Source organism: Streptomyces sp. NPDC032822 (genome assembly GCF_055578825.1).
The window spans coordinates 44246-62942 of record NZ_JBVIOL010000022.1 but is presented as its reverse complement, the minus strand read 5'-3'; the positions used below and the strand labels follow the sequence as shown (position 1 = coordinate 62942).

Here is an 18697-nt window from a genome sequence, read left to right as displayed (position 1 = left end):
ACGACGCACCTCCTGGTGAGGCGTCACAACCGGCTCGAAGATCCACCTGATCACGGAGCGGACCGGTTTGCCTCTCTCCGTCGGTATCTCCGGCGCCAACCTGCACGACAGCCAGGCGCCGGAGCCGCTCGTGCGCGGGATCCCGCCGATCCGCTCCCGCCGAGGGCCACGCCGACGTATGCCCGCCAAGTTGCCCGCCGACAAGGGCTACGACTACGACCAACTGCGCCGATGACTGCGCAAGCGCGGCATCCCTCCACACGGTTGAGCCGCCACCGATGGACGATCGAGCGCACCATGGCCTGGCTCGCCGGCTGCCGCCGGCTCCACTGCCGTTACGCGCGCAAGGCCGAACACTTCCTGGCCTTCGCAGCCATCGCCTGCACCCTCATTTGCTACCTGTTGGGTGCCAAAAGTCCCGCACATACGTTGAGATGGGCATTCGCCAGATTGTCGTGATCTTTGTCAGGCTGTGTCGCGGTACTCGTGGATGAGTCCGCTGAGAACATCGTGGCGCTGGATGTGTTGGGCGGGAAGGGGATGACGTCCGGATCGTCGGCTGGTGCGCGAAGGCGTAGGGCCCGGTGCGGCCTTCCGGAGTTGTAGCGCTCGGCGTATTCGGCGAGGACACGCCGTGCGTGTTGCTCGTTGTAGATCAGCATTCGGTCGGTGCACTCGGCCCGCACGCTGCGGATGAACTTCTCCACGTGGGCGTTCGGCCGCGGTGTCTGTGGCGCGCTCTTCATTCGGCCTGGAGCACCACCCGAACCTTCAGCTCGCCGTCCTCCGTGGCCGCCATGCGCCTGAAGAACTCCAGGACTGGTCGCGGCACTTTTGCCTGGCCCTGGCCCTCCCCGCGCTCTGCGGCACCGTCGGCGTCGTCCTCCCCGGCTTCGTCGTCCTCTCCGTCGCCGTCGAGTTCAGGGAAAGCGAGTACTGCTTCGACCGTCAACTCGCGGGTGGGGGCTCGTCGGTCTCGTCGAGCGGCACGTGAAAGTCGTCCACGGGTACGGCCCGCACCTTCGCGGATATCCCGAACAACCGCAGCAGCGCCTCCCACGCAGCCGTCTTGCCCGAGCCGTTGGCACCGATGAGCGCAGTCATGCCCGGATCCAGGCGGACGAAATTGCCTTCCGGTCCGAATCACTTGAAGTTCTTCAGCACGAGCTTCTCGATGAACATTCGCCACTTACAGGCGGTTGCTGCCGATACAGGAGGGGCCGCCCAGCCGCATCTCCGCGATCATCGCTTCGCGGACCGCGAGGTCGAGGTCTGCGTCGTCGAAGACCAGGAACCAGCAGTAAGACCCCCATCGGTGCGCGTCAGCCGATCTGGGCCCGTCCGCTGGTTCACCGTGCCGGGCCCGCGGGCTGATGCTGGACATCGCCCCTTTGGGTGCCGTCTGACGAGCTGCGACGCCGAAGGCGTCGAGGCAACCTCGCCGCTGCTTCATCAATGGCGACAGAGGGTGTCGGGTTTACGTTCGACGATGGACGTATGCGCGAAACCCCGGAAGAACTCAGCATGCTCCAGTCCCTCCTCGACTCCTCCCTCTCTGGCTCGACCGCACACCTCCGCTCGATCGTCGAGGGCCGCACCATCACGGCGGCGCAGCTCACCGGGGTCCTCACCGGCATGTGCACGCTCGCCCTCTCCACGGTGACCGCAAAGGGCGAACCGCGGATCAGTGGCGCCGACGGGCACTTCCTGCACGGCCGGTGGCACTTCGGCACGGCGCGCAACGCCGCCAAGGCCCGTCATCTCGCGGCCCGTCCGGCCGCCAGCGTCGCGCACATGCGCGGCGAGGACCTCGGCGTGTTCACTCACGGCACGGTGGAGGAGCTGAACCCCGAGGACACCGAGGCCACGGCCGACTGGCAGGATCTCCTCGCCTACTTGAAGGACTTCTACGGCGACGACGACGTCTTCGACTGGAACCGCGAGGTCGTCTACTACCGGCTGAACCCGCACTGGATGACCGTCTACGCCCCCGACCTCGACAAGCTCACCGGCACGTGACGCCGGGCCCGTCGACGAGGGCCTGCACCTGCGCGTATGTGCGTGCGGAGCCGGTCGACGGCGCGTACCGCCAGCGCCGTGGCGACGGCCTCGCCCAGCACCCGCCGGTACAGCAGCGACCCGCGGCTGCCCCGCCCCCAGGGCATCTCACCGCCCGAGAACGCACGAGCCCTGGCCCCGCCCCCAAGCTCTCAACTCCGCTTCGCTGCGTTCGAGTAGAGGGCCGCTCGGCGTCTTGCCGGTCCAGGGGACCAGGAACGGCGAGGTCGCGAGTTGGCCCCGAACCCACGGAAGCAACTCCGCAGAGCACGACGACGGACCCTTGAGTTCCCACCAAGGGCCCTTCAGATTGCGTGAACTTACGGGACTCTGCGGGTGTGAGTAGGGGACGTACAGAAAGTTCCGCTGAGATTGATCATGGTCGGCCAGCACATCTACCGCGGGTGCTGCCGGGGTTCTCGGGAAGATCGTCGGGTTGCTACTCAACTTGATTGGGTGATGTCGGGTGGCGTGGGCCATCGGTCACCTGCGCCGGTGGCCGCCGACCCACATGGGACGGCCCTCGGTGTGCATACTGTGACCGGCAGAGGGGCCGTCGTCCGACCGAACGGCGATGGGCGGGGCCGATAGGCCACGGGCCGGGCCGGACGATCAAGGAGACCAGCGGTGGATGTCAAGGAAAGCTTGCGCCGCTACGGGCTTCGCCCCGTCGGCGCGGATCTCGACGAGGTCCGCGCACTCCTCAGAGAGCACACGGCGCGTGAGCGACGCGCCCAGGGTGAGGGCGACACCGAGCTGATGAGGCTCTGCTGCTTCCAGCTGTTCAACAGCGGCGACATCGATGACGTGCTCCTGGTCTGGAGTGCGAAGCAAGCCAGCTTCGACGCAGCGTGCTCGATCGACATCGAATTCCTGCTTGGGCACGGGCTCGACGCGACGAAGGCCCACCTCTCGGCCAACCGTGCACCTGCGGCGGCGGCGGCGCTGGATCGACTGCGCGAGCTCGAGGCGGACGGTGAATTCGAGAGCTTCTCAGTGGAGGAGCGCTCCGCCTCCTACGACCGGTACTACGGCGACTGACGATTCTGCATCGCAGCGCCGCTCAGTCGTCCGTGATGAGGCCGGTGCCCGCAAGGCAGCCGTCGACGCTATCCGGGCGGTACTGGATCTGCTTGAGCCTGCGCTTCACGGCCCTGGTGATCTGGCCCAGGTCGGCTGCGGCGAGGTTGCCGATGTCGCGCTTGGCCAGCGACCAGATGCCCTCCTGCGGGTTCAGGTCCGGCGCGTAAGTGGGCAGCTGGAACACGGTGAGCCAGGCGGCATTCGCGGCGATGAACTCGCGCATCCCGGCGGTCAGGTGGAGGCGGACGTTGTCCCTGACCAGCACGATCGGTCCGCCGAGCTGGATGCGGGCACGCACCAAGAGGTCGCGGAGGTCCCGCCAGCCGAAGCCCTTCGGCTCGCCCTTGCGCCCGCGGTACTCGCGGATGGCGTAGATCAGCCGGGACCGCTCGCCCGGCTTGTAGCAGGTCATACCCGCCATCGACACCCGTCCGGAGCCCCGGCCGCGAACCCGGACGACCGGGGTCCGGCCGATCCGCCCCCAGGTTCGAGAGCGCGGCGGCGTCATCGACTGGCCGGCCTCATCCTCGAACGACCGCTCGCTCACCCGCAGCGCGGCAGCGATCCCCCGGTTCTTCTCCCCGCCCTCGAAGCGTTCCACGGCCTGCAGCCGGATCCGCTCCCGCGCTGCCTCTCGGCGTCGGTCAGCCCGCCGCCCTGCGCGTACCTCACAGCCCACAGCTACCGCAACCGACAGGCTGGCGTCAGGTAAACATCCCGACATCACCCAATCAAGTTCAGTATCAGTGCTGGCACGGTCCGGATCGTGCCGGTGGAGTTTCTGACTAACCTAATACGGTGTCCTATGTGGTGATCGCTCGCTGGGTTGTTCATGGGGCGGGGTACGTGGAGTTGAATTGTTCCGGACGGCTTGTGGGAGATTGCCGAGTCGCTGATCCCACCGTCGAACGTGTGGCCACGGCGCGGCGGAACGCAGGACACGCCTGATGAGACGCTGTTCGCGGCGATCATCTACGCGCTGGTCAGCGGTTGTGCCTGGCGTGGTCTGCCGCTGTGTTTCGGGATATCGAAACCGACCGCGCACCGCCGGTTCCTGATCTGGTCGCGGGCCGGGGTGTGGGACCGGCCGCACGAGGCGGTGCTGCACCGACTCGATGACGCCGGCCTCATCGACGTCTCGCGCGTGGTCCTCGACTCCGCCCACGTGGGGGCTAGAAATGGGGGTGAACTCAAGGTCCGGGACCCCCTTTCTTCGTGTCGATGTGGCTGCCGTCGATCACCGCCCGGGACCAGTCGATCTCGTTTGCTGCGTTGAGTTGGGCAAGCAGGATCCGATGCAGATCGACGAACACCCCGGCGTTGATCCACCGCTTGATCCGCCGCCAGCACGTCATGCCTGACCTGAAGCCGAGTTCCTGCGGAAGGTCTTCCCAGCCGATCCCGGTATGCAACACGTACAAGATGCCCTGCAGGCACTGCCGATCCGGCACCGGTCGCGGACCGGGCGCCTTCATCGGGCCACGGCGGAAGCAACGGCTCGAGAAGCTCCCACAACTGATCATTTAGCAGAGCGCGTGAGCAGCTCTTTAACGTTCGTCTCAGGTTCGCTCGGTAGGAAGTAGGCATGCGGATAAGCGATGCAACCCGTATGCGGGAGGCTAGTGACGGCAGCCGACGCAGCACCATCGGGGAAAGCGCAGCCCGGCCGATTGCGGTTCGAGACGGCCACCAGGGCGCTGGCGACGGCGTTCCCTGTTGCCGCATGCGGGGTCACACGCCGACAAGAGTGCGGGCCCGCCGCGGCCGGCCCTCACAGCGCGCACGCGGGCGGTCGTCAGCTCCACCACAGCCGCTGCGGACCGGCGAGCGGTTCCTCGACCTGAGCGCTGCCGCGATGCGCGAGCAGGACGCGAAGACCCCCTGAAGCATCTCGCAGACGGATGCCGTACGGATACCTCACCACACAAACGCCTGAAGAGAGGGACTGACATGAAGCCCATGGGACGCCGCGGCTTTCTCACCGCCAGCACGGCACTTGGCATTGGTGCCGGCTTGTCCACGCACGCCATTGTCTCGGAAGCGAGCGAGAACGAGACTTCGGACAATACTTCGGACATTTTACGGCGGGACCAGGACCTGCCCTTCATCGGCACGGAGGAGACCTTTTCGACTCCCTCGTTGTTGAAGCTGAACTCCATCAATCAGGATCACATAGCGTTCCTTGAGGAAATTGGTCTTTCGGATCTAGGCCAACGCCGCATCGGCGATATGGATGCGGGGGGACTCAACGTTCAAATCCTCTCTGCTCATACACCCTCCGTGCAAAATGTCCCTGGGCGAAAGGGTATCGACCTTGCCCATCGTCTTAACCGGCAACTTGTAGACGGGCCAATCGCCAAATATCCGGGCCGCTTCAAGGCTTTCGCCACCTTACCCTTGCAGAGCCCGGAGGCGGCGGCGGACGAACTGGAACGCTCGGTTCGGGAAGATGGCTTCTTGGGCACACTGACCAACGGACACATCGCGAAGAAGTATCTCGATCATCCCGATTTCGAGCCTGTGCTGGCACGTGCCGTTGCTCTCGATGTGCCGATCTACCTGCATCCCGGCTATCCAGCTGACGAGGTCTTCAAGATCTACTACAGCACCACACGATCTGAATACACGGAAGAGTACCAAGACTACATTTTCAGTGGGTCTGGATATGGCTGGCACCAGGAGGTGCTGACCCAATGCATTCGGATGATCACGTACGGGGTTTTCGACAGATTCCCCCAACTGAAAATCATCATCGGCCACATGGGCGAAGGCCTTCCCTTCTACTACGAGCGGATCGTCAATGACATGGGCGAGCCGACCAAAGACTCGCTCGACAAGCCCATCGGGCAATACTTCCAGGACAACTTCTGGGTCACAACCAGCGCATTCCCCCAGACCGAACTGCTCGATCTCCTGCTGAAGTACATAAGCGTGGATCGAGTGATGTTCGCAACCGACTACCCGTTCGCGGACATGAAGGAGCAGACCGACTGGTTCCGCGGAGTCGATTTGCCACGCGAAGACAAGGAAAAGATTGCGTTCCGAAATGCGGAGAAACTGTTCAGAATGAAAGTGCCCGTGAAGTGATACGCCAGCGTCGGCCATCACGCGCTACCTTCCTGCGCCGCCCACTCCAGACCGAGGCCGGCCAACTGCGCACGGCGCTCCGGACTCAACCTCCCGGCTCTTTCCGGGTGTTGTCCAAAAAAGGCCCCGAGTTTGAGCAACTCCCCGTTCACGCGTTCCACGTGCTTGCGTGCCGGGCACAAATGGCTGCGATGTGCCGGGGTGGTGTCGGTGGGTGGGTGTCAGTGAGCGTTTTCAGAGTGGCCACCGATGGGGTGACAGCGGCGAGGGCGCAACGCACGAGGTACCCGTGCCGTTGAGCATGGCACTGTTGAAGTCCTGGCGGATCTTTTGAAGGTCCCGGATCAGTCCCAGCCGCATGACGTCCATCGCCAAGGCCGTCCTCACCCTGGAGAGGCAGCGCCGAAAACGCTCATCGAAGATCAACTTCTGGCGCAGCACATTAGAATCCCGCCATGGCGGAACCCTCAAGTCCACAACAGGGCAGTGTCGGCAGCGTGTTCACCGCCAGGCTGAGACGACCGTACACACGCGGGCGAAGACGGCTCGTCATCGGCACGGGAGCCGCTCTGGCCGCGGTTGCCACGACGCTCGCCCTCTGTTCCGGGCCCGAACCCGGTGACCACGCACCGACCGTGGTGTGCTCCGACACCGACAACACCAGCCTGACCGCCGACGTGGACGCGGACGGGCAGCTGGACGAGATACACGACCCCGACCGCTCGGGAAAGGGTTCCGTCCTCTTCAGCCGGGCCGATGACCGTATCGAGGTCGGTGTCGGCGAGGCTCTCGGCGTATGGCAGAAGGCCCGTGGCCTGCTGACGTCGGACCTGGAGACCAGGGGCACGTTCGGCGACTTCGACGGCGACGGCTATCTCGATCTGGCGTTGTTCCGCAGCCAAGAGGACATCGGGGACAGCCCCCGCTCCAACCTGCTCGTGCATGAGGTGCGCTACGGACCGCTCGCCCGGGACCTAAGTGGCAGCCGGAGCGGCACCATCCGCGTTGAGGTCTCGTTTTTCGTCGCCGCGGTGCGTGCGACCGACGAGGATCAGGACGGGCGCGCCGAGCTGCACGTGTTCCAGTCTGCCGGCGACGGAGGATACGCGGAGTACATCGGCCGTCACAAGGACGGCGGCGTGACCCTGAGCAAAGCCGACACCGGCTACTACGGCAAGGGTGACTGGGATGAGCTCCAGCCGGGGTGGAGCGACTTCGGTACCTGCGTGTACACCAGCCCCGAGAGCACGCCGTCGGTCCGGAGAGAGCCTTCGGATGTCACGCCCGCATCAAGAGCGAGGCGAGGGTGACGGGTACGACGCAGAGCCCCTTCTTGAGGCGAAGCCGCTGGTGGCGGCAGACGAGTCGGGCTGTACGCCGGGGTCTGCTCCGCTCAGGGAGTGATCACCCTCTGACCTGCACGTTTTGGGCATCAGGCGGCTGTTGCAACCCCAGGGACAGCAGGACGTACTCCGGTCCGTGCTCGCGCAGGACCTTGAGCAGACCGGGCGCCCGGGTGGCCAGGAGATCGATCACCGCAGCGGTGTAGGCGTGGGCGGTGCCGACCGAGATGCCGAAGCCGGCGGAGATCTGGGCCAGGGTGTCGTGCTTGCGCAGGTACACCAGACCGACGAGCGCGCATTGGTGCGGCGGGAGCTGGCAACGGCGGTCACCCTCGCGGGTGACGATGAGCATGGTGACCCACTCGACCAGCGCATGGGGCAGGTCGAGTGCGGCAGGATAGGAGAGACCAACGAGGCACCTGCGCTGATGAGTTGAGAATTCGAACACCTCCCTCAACGGCACGGGTGCCTCGTGCGTTGCGCCCTCGCCGCTGTCACCCCATCGGTGGCCACTCTGAAAACGCTCAGTGACGGCATATCAGGTCAGGGTGTTTGTGTTGGTCGGGTGTTCATGAAGGGCAGTGTCACTGCTGTGGAGCGGTATCGGTGGCGGGTGTGGCTGTCATGGGGTGGTAGACCCGGTGGCTTCGCTGTAACCCCGGCTTGTGGCTTCTTGGGCAGCGTGCCGGATGGCTCTGATAGTGGATTCGGCACGTCTTCGCCGCAGCCAGGCGAGAGCGGATGTGGAGGGGGTGAGATCGACCACGTCGATGTATCTGATGCCGGCGCGTGGAAAGTACTCACGGGCCGCCTTCGGCAGGAAGCACATTGCCTCTCCGGAGGCCACCGTGTGCAGCAACGATTCCATGTCGGTGACTACCGGCCCATAGCGGACGCGACTGCCGTCGGGGCGGGGATCGACCGCCCAGAAGTCCCACCACAGCCGCGGAACCTGCTCAGGCATGTCGACCACCGGAACGCCGGAGAGCTGAGCCAGGGTGAGCCGGGGCAGGATCGCCAGGGGATGCCCGGTGGAGAGGCAGGCCACGCGTGGCTCGGTGGCTAGGTGGTGCAGTTCGATGTCGTCCGTCACCGGAGGACGGACGAAAACCACGTCGGCCTCCTGCTGTGCCAGCGCGGCCAGGTGGTCGCCGAACGCGAGGTTGACCAGCCGCACGGTTGTCCCCGGGTGGCGGTCTTGCAGGAGGCTGAGTACGGCACGGGTGTGCGTCATGGATGCCTCGGCTCCCATGGTTCCCACGACGAGTCGTCCGGAGACCTGTCGCAACTGCGCGTCGGCTACGCGCCGCAGCCGGTCGACCGCCGCGACCGCCGCGCGGGCTTCGGGGAGCAGGACTTGCCCTGCCTCGGTGAGCGTGATCCGGCTCGTGCGCTCCACCACGCGTACCCCCAAGCGTTTCTCCAGCTCCCTGATCTGCTGACTCAGCGCCGGCTGAGTGATGAACAAGCGCGCGGCAGCACGCCCGAAGTGGAGTTCCTCGCTCAGTGTGAGAAAGAGCCGAAGCTGATGAACGCTCGGTTCCTTCGATACAGATACCCCCACAAGGAAGCCCTCCTCTCACTCTCCAACCTGCTGTGATAATGAGCATGTTATCGATGACCAGGCATCCTGTACCCCTGGTCCGATGACACTCCTGTGCTGACCATGTGATAGTCAACGGCGTCACTGATCAGCCTGACGGTCCACCAGCTCGGAGCAGGGCTGGTGACCGGTACCTCCGGCAACGCCCGGGGACTGTCACCGGCTGGTGGCACGGGCGCTTCTAACAAAGGGCCCTCGCCAGCCGAAGCGCTGAACAACATTCCCCCTCAACAAGGAGAAGCAGATGCGCAAAGCCGTACTCGGCCTCTTCGTGGCACTGGCCGCAGTGCTCGCGGTAGCACCCTTCGCCAGCGCCGACCAGACCCAGACCGTCGCCTGCTGCGGCGGCGGGCCGGGCGCCCCGTAACGGGGCCCTCGCCAGCGGAAGTGCTGGATCAAGTCTCCCTCTCTCAAAGAGAAGCAAATGCGCAAAGCCCTCCTCGGATGTTGGAGTAGTAGCGGATCGCCTTGACGGGCAAACCGGTCATTTCGGCAGGCTCGCCAATGCTCCATGTGTTCTGAGTCGCAGCCTCTTGAACCTCCAGCGCAGGGGAGCTCCTAACGTACGAGACACCGATGAACGGGAGGTGAGCGAGGAACTGACGGGCCTACTCGGGCCCCCAAGACGAGTCCGTCCGGCGTCCGCGGACATACTGCTGCGGGACTGCTGCGGGACGCGCATACAGCCCTGCGAGCAGACGCGACCCCGTCGTGCCACGCCGAGGACCAACCGCCTACGCGGGCTGCAAGCACCGGAAGGCACCCGCCCCACACGTGATTACCGCCTTGTCGGGGTCGGCAACCCGGCAGAAGACGAGAGGAACAACCATGCGAACAGCAAGACCTGTTTCCGTTCTCATCGCCGTCACCGCGGTCGTGGCGCTTACCGCCACTGCTGCGCCAGCTGCCAGCAGCCCGCAGACGCCCACCAGCAGGGACATGGCCAGGACCTCGGCAGCAGCGGTGCCTGTGACCCAGCACGCGGCGAACGCGCCGCGATCGACAGCGGGAGTCCTCGGTGTCGGCAAGTCGGTCCACCCCGGGGTCGACACGGGCATGTATTCCGGTCCCGGCCTGAGCACTGGGCGGATCGGGACCGCGTGGGCCGGCGACAATGTCGCCGGCATCTGCCACGTCCAGGACAATCAGGGGGCGTGGATGGTGCTGGGCATCGAGCGCCCGGGACGCAACGGGGTTCAGTGGGCCAACACCGTCGGCTACATCTGGGACAACGACATACGCGAGCCCACCGGCGACCTCCCGAACTGCGGCGGTTACGGCCGATCGGTCCACCCCAGGGTCGACACCGGCATGTATTCCGGTCCCGGCCTGAGCACTCCGCGGATCGGGACCGCATGGACCGGAGACGATGTTGCCGGGCTCTGCAAAATCAACGACAGCAGCGGCAGGCGGATGGTGCTGGGCATCGAGCGCCCGGGACGCAACGGGGTTCAGTGGGCCAACACCGTCGGCTACATCTGGGACAACGACATACGCGAGCCCACCGGCGACCTCCAGGACTGCGGCGTCTCGTAAGAGGTCGTTTTCCCCCGTTGTTTCATCCCGGGATACAAATGTGCTCCGGTGATGTCGGGTCACGCCAGGAGACGGTGTTCTCGCCGGTGAGGCGGCGGACCATGAGGTCGGTCATGGCGAGGTGGATCATGGCTTCGGAACGGTGCGGGTGGGTTTCGTAGTCGCGTGCCAGGCGCCGGTGGAGCATCAACCAGCCGTAGGTCCGCTCGACCGCCCACCGTTTCGGAATCGGGGTGAATCCCCTGCTCTCAGGAGCGCGTTGGGTGATTTCGAGGTCGATGCCGAGAGCGGCGGCATGCTCGACGAAGTGCTTGCGGTAGCCGCAGTCGACCCAGACCTTGCGCAGGGTGGGGTGATCGGCTGCGGTCTGCTCCAGGAGGGTGCGGCCGGCGGTGGAGTCCTGGACGCTGGCCGCGGTGACGAGCACGGCGAGCAGCATGCCGAGGGTGTCGGTGATGATGTTGCGCTTGCGGCCCACGATCTTCTTGCCCGCGTCGATGCCCTGCGTCCTGGCGGTGACGGAGGTGGAGGTCTTCACGCTCTGGGAGTCGATCACGCAGGCCGAGGGGTGGCGGGTCTTGTTCTCCTGCTGGCGCACCAACTCGCTCTTCATCTCCTACCTGGGCTTCGCCATCGTCGACTTCCTGCGGCAAGCCCTGCGGCAGTCGAAGTCGACCCGCAGAAACAGCGTTCGGATTGGCCTGCAGCTATCAGCCACCGGCTGCGTGTTCGCGCTGGTCTACGCGGCGTACAAGGTCACGGTCCTCTTCTCTCTCGGTCTGGGCCTTCAGCTCGTACCCGACCACGCGCGGTGCTCCTCTCTGGTCTCCGGACCGTGCGTCTTCAGCGTGAATTCCCCGGCGATCGTGGTCCTGCTGATCTGCCTCGGCCTCACGCTGCCCGCAGTGGTCTATCCGATCGGTCAAGCCCGTCGCCATCGCTGGGACGTGCGGTCCTTCGACGTGCTCGGCCCTCTGTGGCAGGCTGTCGGCCGTGATGCCGGAGATCGTCCTGCCGGCCGCAGACCTCGATGAGGACACAGCGAGCGACTCCGACTTCCTCCTCCAGCGGCGTGTCATCGAGATCAGCGACGGCATACTCGCCCTGCGCCCGTACCGCTCCCGCAGCTTGCACGAAACCGTCCAGCGGGCTGTCGACGCCGGGACAGAACAGGGCGCCGCGATCGTCGAAGCTACGGCCGTCAAGGCGGCACTGACCGCTTTGCAGACCGGCCATCCCGCCGCCGAGGTCGCCGTGCCCTCGGCGACAGACACCGCTTCCCGTGCGAGAGACCTCCGTGCGGAGACGCACCGGCTTCTCCTAATCGCCGACGCCGACGCCTACGCGCACCACGAGACTGTGCGTGTCGCCGGCGGCGGTCAACCGGAAGCAGCTGGAGCCTGACAGCATGAACGACCCCACCGAGGAACCTCGATTTCTGCACGACCCCTACCCGGCCTACGCGGTCATGCGGTCCGCGTGCCCGGTGCAAACCGTTCCCACCGGCTCAGGTGGACACAGCAGTTACCTGGTCACCGGGTACGCGGAGGCCCGGCAGGCACTCGGCGACCCACGGCTCTCGAAGAACACGGCTGCCTTCTTCGCCGGCAAGGAGTCGCGACGCCGCTTGCACCCTGCGGTGGCGCACAACATGCTGGCCAGCGATCCACCTCAGCACACCCGCCTGCGCAGACTGGTGACCAGGGCGTTCACGACGGCCGCCGTCGCAGAGCTGCGCCCATTCATTGCCCAGGCCACCGACGCGCTGTTGGATCAGTGGCCTGTCGGCGGGCAGGTGGACCTCATCGCTGCTCTGGCGGTACCGCTGCCGGTCATCGTTATCTGCGAGTTGCTGGGGGTACCGCAGGCCGACCGGCCCGATGTCCAGCGCTGGTCCGGAGAGCTGTTCGCCGCCGGGAAGCCCAGCCTCATCGACGCGGCCTCGCACGCCATGGCCGAGTACGTGACCAGCCTCATCGCTTCCAAGCGACTACAGCCCGGTGACTCACTCCTCGACCGCCTGATCTCCGCACGCGACGGAAGCGACCACCTCAGCGAGGAGGAGCTGATCTCCCTGGCGGTGCTGCTGCTCATCGCCGGGCACGAGACCACCACCAACTTTCTCGGCAACGCCATTCTGGCCCTGCTCCAACACCCTGCCGAGCTGGAGCGCCTGCGCAGCAACCCCGAGAACGTCCCATCCGCGCTGGACGAGCTGCTTCGTTTCGACTCACCCGTCAGCACGGCCACCTTTCGGTACGCCACGGAAGCCGTCACGCTCGGCGGCACCGAGATCCCTGCCGGAGTCCCTGTACTGGTCGCTCTTGGAGCGGCCAACCGCGATCCGGAGCGGTTCCCGTCGCCGGACCAGCTCGACCCGGATCGGGATGCCGCCGGCCATCTCAGCTTCGGCCACGGCATCCACCGCTGCGTTGGTGCTCCGCTGGCCAAGGCCGAAGCCGACATCGCCCTACGTGCGATTCTGAGCCGCTGCCCCGGCCTCCGGCTTGCGGTCCCACCTGATCAATTGCGGTGGCGGCATACTCGCCTGGTGCGTGGGCTGACCGCGCTTCCCATTCTTACCTAAAGGGTGTTGCACAAGGCCGTGTTCGTGCAGGCCAGAGTGTGTGAGCACAGTCTTCTGGTCATGATGCGAGGGCGAGGTTGTGCATGTGGGCGACGGCTTGGACCGCGTGATGGAGGCCGTCGCCGTGCTGTCGGCAGTCGCGGAGGATCTTGTAGTTCTTCAGGCGGCCGATGACGTGTTCGACGCGGGCGCGGACCTTGCGGTGGGCGGCGTTGTCGTCCTCCTCGCCCGGGAGCAGAGCCCGTCCGGGCCGTTTGCGGTGCGGTACCGCCATGCCGCAGTTGAGGTAGGCGCCGTCGCCGAGCACTGTCACGCCCTCACAGTGTCGGCTCAGCCCGGACGCACGCCAGGCGTGGGCGTCCGCCGTCGTGCCCGGCACCGGTCGTGCTGCCGCGATCACCAGCCGCGTGTCCGCGTCCACGACGGCCTGCACGTTCGCCGAGAACCGGTAGTTGCGGCTGGATGCGGCCACCGACCGGTCGCGGAGCGGGATCAGCGTGCCGTCCACGATCCACATGCGTTCCGGGGCCTCGGCCGGGCGGGAGACGGGCTCGATCGCGAGCAGCGGTCCCAGTCGTTGGATGACCCGGCACACGGTGGAGGAGGAGACACCGAACAGCGGGCCCGGCTGCCGCATCGTCAGATTGGTGCGGTAGTACACCGCGACCACCAGCACCCGCTCGGCCAGCGGCAGCGACCATGGCCGGTCCCGCAGGGTGCCGTTGCCGCCCCGCTCCCGCACCACTTTCAACAGACGCGCGAACTGCGTCACGCGCAGCCCGGTGAATGTCTCCACCCACACCCGTTCGGCCCTCAACACCCCTGCCGTACACCGGAGATGCCCAGTTCACGGCCTTGTGCAACACCCTTTAAGTAGTGGCTGTGAGCAGGTTCTTCTCCAGGATCACTGGCAGTGACAGGGTTCGGTAGCCGACCGAGGTGAACAGGACGGTGATCCGGTTCTCCTCCTCGCTGAGGACCTCGCCGTCCCCCCACTGTGGGTGGTGGACCGTGGTGCCGGGCGTAAACGGGTGGTCGTGGCGTGTGGGTGAGGCGGTCTGGGGGCGGGACAGTCCGGGGGCGGCGCTGTCTGCGGCTTCGGCGCCGGTGGGCCGCTGTTCGCATCGGTCGCAGTTGCCGCAGGGGGAGTTGAGGCGCTCGCCGAAGTAGCCGAGCAGGAAACGCCGTCGGCAGCCGGTGGTCTCGGCCAGGCCGCGCATCATGTCAACCCGGGAGCGTTCCATGCTCTCGTGTGCGAGGCCCAACTCCACTGCCCGCGTGGCGGTTTCCTCCGCATCGGCCCCGGGGACCGGGGCCACCTTTCCGTGTTCCGTGGTGAGGGCTCCGGCACTCTCCAGGAGGTTGAGGACGGCGGTCAGCCGGCCGGCTGACAGGCCGGTCTCCTCCTGGAGTTCCGTGGGTGTCACCGGGGTCGCACGCTCTCGTACGAGGCGGGAGACGTCGGCGATGGTGTCCGCGTCCGGGCGGCCGGTGGAGAAGAACTTCTGCAGGCCCAGGTCCTCGACGCGGTAGTGCAGGATGGCCCGGGACGGCTCGCCGTCCCTGCCCGCCCGGCCTATCTCCTGGTAGTAGGCGTCGAGGGACCCGGGCACGGAGGCGTGCAGCACGAACCGTACGTCGGGCTTGTCGATGCCCATGCCGAATGCCGAGGTGGCTACCACCACGTCCAGCTCGCCGCCGAGGAAGTGGTCGTGGACCGCGCTGCGGTCGGCCGACCGGCTGCCCGCGTGGTAGGCGGCGGCGCTCAGGCCGAGTTCGCTCAGCTCGGCGGCGTACGCATCGGCGTCCTTGCGGGTGGCGACGTAGACGATGCCCGGCTTGGGCTCGGCCGCAGCTCGCTCTACCACGGCGCGCCGCTTGGCCGCGTTGTCCAGGAAGTGGGTGACCTCCAGGCGGATGTTGGGCCGGTCGAACCCGGCCACCACTTCGTGGGCCTTGTGCATGCCGAGCTGTTCGACGATGTCGGCTCGTACCGGTGCGGCGGCGCTGGCGGTGAGGGCGAGGATGGGAGGGCGCCCGATGCTCTCGGCGGCCTGCCGGAGCCTGAGGTAGTCCGGCCGGAAGTCGTGGCCCCAGGAGGACACGCACTGCGCCTCGTCCACGACGAAGAGAGATGGCCTCAGCGCGGCCAGTCGCTCCAGCACGTCCTGCTTGGCGAGCTGTTCTGGGGCGAGGAAGAGAAACCGGGCCGTCTGGTCGCTCACGCTCTCCCATGCCTGCTCGTTCTGCGCCCTGGACATCGACGAGTTGACGGCGACGGCTCTCTGGCCGCTGCTTCGCAGCAGTCCGGCGATCTGGTCCCGCTGGAGAGCGATCAACGGTGACACGACGAGCGTCGGACCGGGGAGCAGCATGCCCGGCACCTGGTACACCGCCGATTTGCCCGAGCCGGTCGGCATCACGACCATGGCGTCCCTGCGGCGCATGACCGCTTTCATCGCGGTGAGCTGGCCGGGACGCAACTCGTCCCATCCGAAGGCCACCCGCGCGGCTCTGCGGAGACGGCGGGCGGCGAACAGGCTGATCGGCAAAGGGACTCCCGAAGCGGTTGCGCGCGACCGGGGCGGAACCGGACGGGCGGTGGTGGGTCTAGTGCCCGCCCCGGCCCGAAGCAGTCCGGTCGCCAGGCGCGGACTGCGACGGCACGGTCGCGGTAGGCCCGCGAGCGTCACGACTGCCTTGAGGGGCTTTTGCCTCGACCGTGTTGCCGGGCACGGCCAGCACGTCCTTGCCCATCTGCGCGACGCAAGGAGGCCCGTCTGCGGCTTGCGGAGACCGCCCGGGAACGGCTTGTCGCCCTGGCGCGGGGCTGGTAGGAGAGGCGGGGCTCGTGCGAGAGGGGCGCGGTCGAGGAGTTGCGGCGCAGGACGGGCGCGCCGGGCCCGGCGGTGTGTGAGGGTGGCAGGTATCCCTCGCACACTGTGCCGCACGGGTTCTAGCTGCAGGTCCGGAGGCCAGCGTGTACAGGTGTGTTTCGTCCCGGGGTGCTGCTCGCGGTGATGTATTGGTCGAGTGAGGGTGTGAGGTCCCGCGAGATCTTGGACGATCTGGTTCCACGGGATGCTGGACGTCACCGGTGCATATTGGACAGGCTGTCACTTCTTTGTGCGGGCGACCGCTTTGAAGCGAGTGATCGGTTTGTCGCTGGTCCGGGCGTGCGTGGACAGTTCGACGTCGCTGTCCAGGACGCGGAAGACGGTGTCCTCGATGAGGACGGCGACGGTCTTCTCAAAGTGGCTGCGGCCGATTCGTAGCCGCTGGCCACCGACCATCACCACGCCGTCGGCGGGGACCCTCCGCTGGGCGCGCAGTCCCTGGGCGGATGGTGGGAGGGCGGTGGTGCGCGGGCTGCCGGCGGTCCTGCCGCGGAAGGACTGCTGGACGGACGATCGCCGAGTGGGTGGGGGAGGCGAGTCCTGATGGCATGCAGCATCTGCTGGGCCGGGCCAAGTGGGATGCCGATGCGGTACGCGATGACGTACGGGAGTGCGTGGTGGAGCATCTGCACGGCCCAGATGCGGTCCTGGTCGTCGACGAGACCGGGGACGTGAAGAAGGGCACGCACACCGTCGGGGTGCGGCGCCAGTAGACCGGCACCGTCGGGGTCCGTATTTCAATGAGTGCTCGGCAGAGGGGTGTTGGTGGGAGTCCGAGACATGACCCCGTGTCTGTCGGGCCGCGTTGCCGCTCGTGCTCTGCGGAGGCCGTCACGCCAGCCTTCACCGCCTTGGTCCGAGCCTTGGCCCGAGGCATCCGCCGCCAGTGCCTGGAGTGGCAGGCCGCCTTGCAGAACACCGCCGCCGGCTTCGCCGTCGGCATCAACGGCCCACCGCACTCCCGACACAACCTCGGCCCGCCCCCGTCGACCGAGACGACGACCAGACGCAGTCTGGGCACTGCATCCTTGCCCACAGCACCACCCTAGCTTGATCTTTAACCAGTGCGGCGTGGTCGTGGGGTAGTTGACTTCTTCGTCCGCTGTTTCGCAGGTTGTGTCCTGCGGGGTGTGTGCACGTCGTGGCGGGGAGTGGGCCGGGTGTTCTCTTGGCCCGGCGGCCGTCCGGGCCCGGACGGGGAGGTTTCGGTGCTTGGGCTGGGCAGACCGCTTGTGGGCGGATGCGCCGGAAGTCGCGGCGGACTCGGGCGGGGGTGAGCCTGTCCGGGGAACTGGGTTTCTCCCAAGGGCGGCGCCGGTCGGCTGTGAGTGGGCGGGCGAGCCGAAGCGGGGTGTAGGCAGCGAGGATCAGCCAGGTCCATCGGTCGGCTGCCTCGGGAGTGCGGATCTTCGGGGAGGTCCAGCCCAGGGTCTGCTTGAACAGGCGGAAGGTGTGCTCGATGTCGAAGCGTCGCAGGTATGTCTGCCAGAGACGGTCGGCGTCCGCCGGGGTGGCATCGGTGTCTGACCACCACAACCAGACCGGCTTCGGTGTTGCTCCGCTGGGCAGGTGGTCGATGTCCAGGCGGATCACCGTTCCCTCGACGATCGGGAGGGTGCCGTCGGCGGCTGCCCAGGAGGAGCGGTCTGTCAGCGCCCGGCACCGGTGACACCACCCCCAGATCATGATCAACAGGGGGGAGCAGTCATGCCGGGCCCGGAGGCCGGGAACCCCATTGCGGGGCCGAGGAAGACGGCATTGGGGGGGCGGTACTACTTCCGCAGGGGTCTTTCGTGCCGTGCGTGTGTCGACTGTCTCGCAGTGTCGGGCAGGAGGTTGTCCACACCAATCGGCAGGGGATAGCTGGACAATTGCTCGGATGTGAGGATTTGCCGTAAGCCGCCGAACACGGCGGAACGGCAAGTGAAAAGAGAGTCCGATCAGCATGAAGAAACTCGTTGTCAAGAGCAGGCGTGCGTTCGCCGTGGGCTTCGTCGCCTCCACGCTCGCCCTGGGAATAGGTGTCGCCGCCCCGGGTGTCGCCTCCGCGCAGCCGGCGCCGGTCTCGGGTAGTTCCCAGCACACCCAGAATCCGCCGAGCAACATGGATTTGGGCATCGACTTCTGGGAGAATATGGGATGGCCGAACTGGCGCAACCTCGGTGACCGGGAGTGGATCGAGGCGGCCCACTGGACTGACAGCAACGGGGTTACCCACTCCGACTTCATCTTCACCGGCGGCCGGTTCTTCGACCGCGACCAGGGCCTCATCAACTTCATGAACAGCCCGGCGGCCCCCAGCACCAGCCATGGGTACACAGGGACCTTCCAGGAGTACAACACGACCATCTACGACCGTCAGCGGGACGACCAGGTTCCCCGGCGTGACGCCAACCGGATCGTCAGGGCGATCGGTACCGGCGACCTGTTCTGGACCGACGACCACTACTCGACGTTCCACTACGCGGGACGGAGCTAGCACGTCCGAAGGGGGTGTGACCGC

General features: G+C 66.5%; 18 protein-coding genes and 8 pseudogenes. 14 read left to right on the top strand and 12 right to left on the bottom strand.

The window, feature by feature from the left end; translation table 11 throughout:
• Nucleotides 1–31 precede the first annotated feature (31 nt).
• Nucleotides 32–459, top strand: a pseudogene (locus ACZ5VD_RS37995) (transposase); the annotation flags it as partial.
• On the opposite strand, the gene ACZ5VD_RS37990 reads toward ACZ5VD_RS37995, so the two are convergent.
• From ACZ5VD_RS37990 to ACZ5VD_RS37980, 3 genes are read right to left on the bottom strand one after another with little or no spacing between them, the layout of a single operon-like run.
• Nucleotides 396–746 carry an integrase core domain-containing protein gene (locus ACZ5VD_RS37990; RefSeq protein ID WP_468554892.1) on the bottom strand — a complete coding sequence of 117 codons (351 nt, stop codon included), beginning with the start codon at nucleotides 744–746 and terminating at the stop codon, nucleotides 396–398. The pseudogene ACZ5VD_RS37995 and the gene ACZ5VD_RS37990 overlap by 64 nt on opposite strands.
• On the bottom strand, nucleotides 743–952 hold the full coding sequence (locus ACZ5VD_RS37985) for a hypothetical protein (protein ID WP_468554891.1): 210 nt from the start codon (nucleotides 950–952) through the stop codon (nucleotides 743–745). Before ACZ5VD_RS37985 ends, ACZ5VD_RS37990 begins: the two co-directional genes overlap by 4 nt.
• Nucleotides 949–1104, bottom strand: a complete 156-nt coding sequence (locus ACZ5VD_RS37980) for an AAA family ATPase (RefSeq protein WP_468554890.1) — start codon at nucleotides 1102–1104, stop codon at nucleotides 949–951. The genes ACZ5VD_RS37985 and ACZ5VD_RS37980 overlap by 4 nt, the downstream gene beginning before the upstream one ends.
• A gap of 393 nt (nucleotides 1105–1497) precedes the next feature.
• Here ACZ5VD_RS37980 and ACZ5VD_RS37975 point away from each other — a divergent pair, with 393 nt between their 5' ends.
• Complete coding sequence (locus tag ACZ5VD_RS37975) at nucleotides 1498–2019, top strand: pyridoxamine 5'-phosphate oxidase family protein (RefSeq protein WP_468554889.1); 522 nt, start codon at nucleotides 1498–1500, stop codon at nucleotides 2017–2019.
• A 666-nt stretch (nucleotides 2020–2685) separates the two neighbouring features.
• Nucleotides 2686–3099, top strand: coding sequence for a hypothetical protein (locus tag ACZ5VD_RS37970; protein ID WP_468554888.1), 414 nt, complete (start codon nucleotides 2686–2688; stop codon nucleotides 3097–3099).
• A gap of 22 nt (nucleotides 3100–3121) precedes the next feature.
• Here the strand turns inward: ACZ5VD_RS37970 and ACZ5VD_RS37965 are convergent.
• A pseudogene (locus tag ACZ5VD_RS37965) lies at nucleotides 3122–3813 on the bottom strand (transposase).
• 184 nt (nucleotides 3814–3997) lie between these two features.
• Between ACZ5VD_RS37965 and ACZ5VD_RS37960 the strand changes: the two are divergent.
• Nucleotides 3998–4375 (top strand): annotated as a pseudogene (locus ACZ5VD_RS37960) (transposase); the annotation flags it as partial.
• Here ACZ5VD_RS37960 and ACZ5VD_RS37955 read toward each other — a convergent pair.
• Nucleotides 4332–4616 (bottom strand): transposase, encoded by a 285-nt coding sequence (locus ACZ5VD_RS37955; protein ID WP_468554887.1) that lies wholly within the window; start codon nucleotides 4614–4616, stop codon nucleotides 4332–4334. The pseudogene ACZ5VD_RS37960 and the gene ACZ5VD_RS37955 overlap by 44 nt on opposite strands.
• Before the next feature lie 475 nt (nucleotides 4617–5091).
• Between ACZ5VD_RS37955 and ACZ5VD_RS37950 the strand changes: the two genes are divergently transcribed.
• The 3 genes and pseudogenes from ACZ5VD_RS37950 to ACZ5VD_RS37940 all read left to right on the top strand — a co-directional run bounded on the left by ACZ5VD_RS37950 (nucleotide 5092) and on the right by ACZ5VD_RS37940 (nucleotide 7538).
• Complete coding sequence (locus tag ACZ5VD_RS37950) at nucleotides 5092–6228, top strand: amidohydrolase family protein (RefSeq protein WP_468685018.1); 1137 nt, start codon at nucleotides 5092–5094, stop codon at nucleotides 6226–6228.
• 304 nt (nucleotides 6229–6532) lie between these two features.
• Nucleotides 6533–6631, top strand: a pseudogene (locus ACZ5VD_RS37945) (IS5/IS1182 family transposase); the annotation flags it as partial.
• A gap of 52 nt (nucleotides 6632–6683) precedes the next feature.
• Nucleotides 6684–7538 carry a hypothetical protein gene (locus ACZ5VD_RS37940; RefSeq protein ID WP_468685016.1) on the top strand — a complete coding sequence of 285 codons (855 nt, stop codon included), beginning with the start codon at nucleotides 6684–6686 and terminating at the stop codon, nucleotides 7536–7538.
• Nucleotides 7539–7686: 148 nt separating this feature from the next.
• Here ACZ5VD_RS37940 and ACZ5VD_RS37935 read toward each other — a convergent pair.
• Together ACZ5VD_RS37935 and ACZ5VD_RS37930 are read right to left on the bottom strand one after the other, a co-directional pair.
• Nucleotides 7687–7923 (bottom strand): annotated as a pseudogene (locus tag ACZ5VD_RS37935) (helix-turn-helix domain-containing protein); the annotation flags it as partial.
• Nucleotides 7924–8193: 270 nt separating this feature from the next.
• Complete coding sequence (locus tag ACZ5VD_RS37930) at nucleotides 8194–9135, bottom strand: LysR family transcriptional regulator (protein ID WP_468554884.1); 942 nt, start codon at nucleotides 9133–9135, stop codon at nucleotides 8194–8196.
• Between the two features lie 283 nt (nucleotides 9136–9418).
• Here ACZ5VD_RS37930 and ACZ5VD_RS37925 point away from each other — a divergent pair, with 283 nt between their 5' ends.
• Together ACZ5VD_RS37925 and ACZ5VD_RS37920 are read left to right on the top strand one after the other, a co-directional pair.
• Entirely contained in the window at nucleotides 9419–9541 is a 123-nt protein-coding gene (locus ACZ5VD_RS37925; RefSeq protein WP_468554883.1) for a hypothetical protein, read from the top strand.
• Nucleotides 9542–10002: 461 nt separating this feature from the next.
• Nucleotides 10003–10710 carry a hypothetical protein gene (locus ACZ5VD_RS37920; RefSeq protein ID WP_468685015.1) on the top strand — a complete coding sequence of 236 codons (708 nt, stop codon included), beginning with the start codon at nucleotides 10003–10005 and terminating at the stop codon, nucleotides 10708–10710.
• Nucleotides 10711–10732: 22 nt separating this feature from the next.
• Here ACZ5VD_RS37920 and ACZ5VD_RS37915 read toward each other — a convergent pair.
• Nucleotides 10733–11311, bottom strand: a pseudogene (locus tag ACZ5VD_RS37915) (transposase); the annotation flags it as partial.
• On the opposite strand from ACZ5VD_RS37915, the gene ACZ5VD_RS37910 reads away from it, so the two are divergent.
• The 3 genes from ACZ5VD_RS37910 to ACZ5VD_RS37900 are packed head-to-tail and all read left to right on the top strand — an operon-like array spanning nucleotide 11235 to nucleotide 13297.
• Entirely contained in the window at nucleotides 11235–11744 is a 510-nt protein-coding gene (locus ACZ5VD_RS37910; RefSeq protein WP_468554970.1) for a hypothetical protein, read from the top strand. The pseudogene ACZ5VD_RS37915 and the gene ACZ5VD_RS37910 sit on opposite strands and share 77 nt — an antisense overlap.
• On the top strand, nucleotides 11707–12114 hold the full coding sequence (locus tag ACZ5VD_RS37905; RefSeq protein WP_468685014.1) for a DUF6545 domain-containing protein: 408 nt from the start codon (nucleotides 11707–11709) through the stop codon (nucleotides 12112–12114). Before ACZ5VD_RS37910 ends, ACZ5VD_RS37905 begins: the two co-directional genes overlap by 38 nt.
• Nucleotides 12115–12118: 4 nt before the next feature.
• Nucleotides 12119–13297 (top strand): cytochrome P450 family protein, encoded by a 1179-nt coding sequence (locus tag ACZ5VD_RS37900; protein WP_468554964.1) that lies wholly within the window; start codon nucleotides 12119–12121, stop codon nucleotides 13295–13297.
• A 58-nt stretch (nucleotides 13298–13355) separates the two neighbouring features.
• Here ACZ5VD_RS37900 and ACZ5VD_RS37895 read toward each other — a convergent pair whose 3' ends face one another.
• The 3 genes from ACZ5VD_RS37895 to ACZ5VD_RS37885 all read right to left on the bottom strand — a co-directional run bounded on the left by ACZ5VD_RS37895 (nucleotide 13356) and on the right by ACZ5VD_RS37885 (nucleotide 16596).
• Nucleotides 13356–14117 (bottom strand): transposase family protein, encoded by a 762-nt coding sequence (locus ACZ5VD_RS37895; RefSeq protein WP_468554963.1) that lies wholly within the window; start codon nucleotides 14115–14117, stop codon nucleotides 13356–13358.
• 49 nt (nucleotides 14118–14166) lie between these two features.
• The gene (locus ACZ5VD_RS37890) at nucleotides 14167–15843 is read right to left on the bottom strand and encodes a RecQ family ATP-dependent DNA helicase (protein WP_468554968.1); all 1677 of its coding nucleotides are present in this window, start codon (nucleotides 15841–15843) and stop codon (nucleotides 14167–14169) included.
• 570 nt (nucleotides 15844–16413) lie between these two features.
• A complete protein-coding gene (locus ACZ5VD_RS37885; protein WP_468554962.1) occupies nucleotides 16414–16596 on the bottom strand; it encodes a hypothetical protein in 183 nt (60 codons plus the stop codon).
• A gap of 58 nt (nucleotides 16597–16654) precedes the next feature.
• Between ACZ5VD_RS37885 and ACZ5VD_RS37880 the strand changes: the two are divergent.
• A pseudogene (locus ACZ5VD_RS37880) lies at nucleotides 16655–16904 on the top strand (transposase); the annotation flags it as partial.
• Nucleotides 16905–17251: 347 nt separating this feature from the next.
• Here ACZ5VD_RS37880 and ACZ5VD_RS37875 read toward each other — a convergent pair.
• A pseudogene (locus ACZ5VD_RS37875) lies at nucleotides 17252–17847 on the bottom strand (transposase); the annotation flags it as partial.
• Nucleotides 17848–18139: 292 nt separating this feature from the next.
• Here ACZ5VD_RS37875 and ACZ5VD_RS37870 point away from each other — a divergent pair.
• A complete protein-coding gene (locus ACZ5VD_RS37870) occupies nucleotides 18140–18673 on the top strand; it encodes a hypothetical protein (RefSeq protein WP_468554961.1) in 534 nt (177 codons plus the stop codon).
• Nucleotides 18674–18697: the final 24 nt, after the last annotated feature.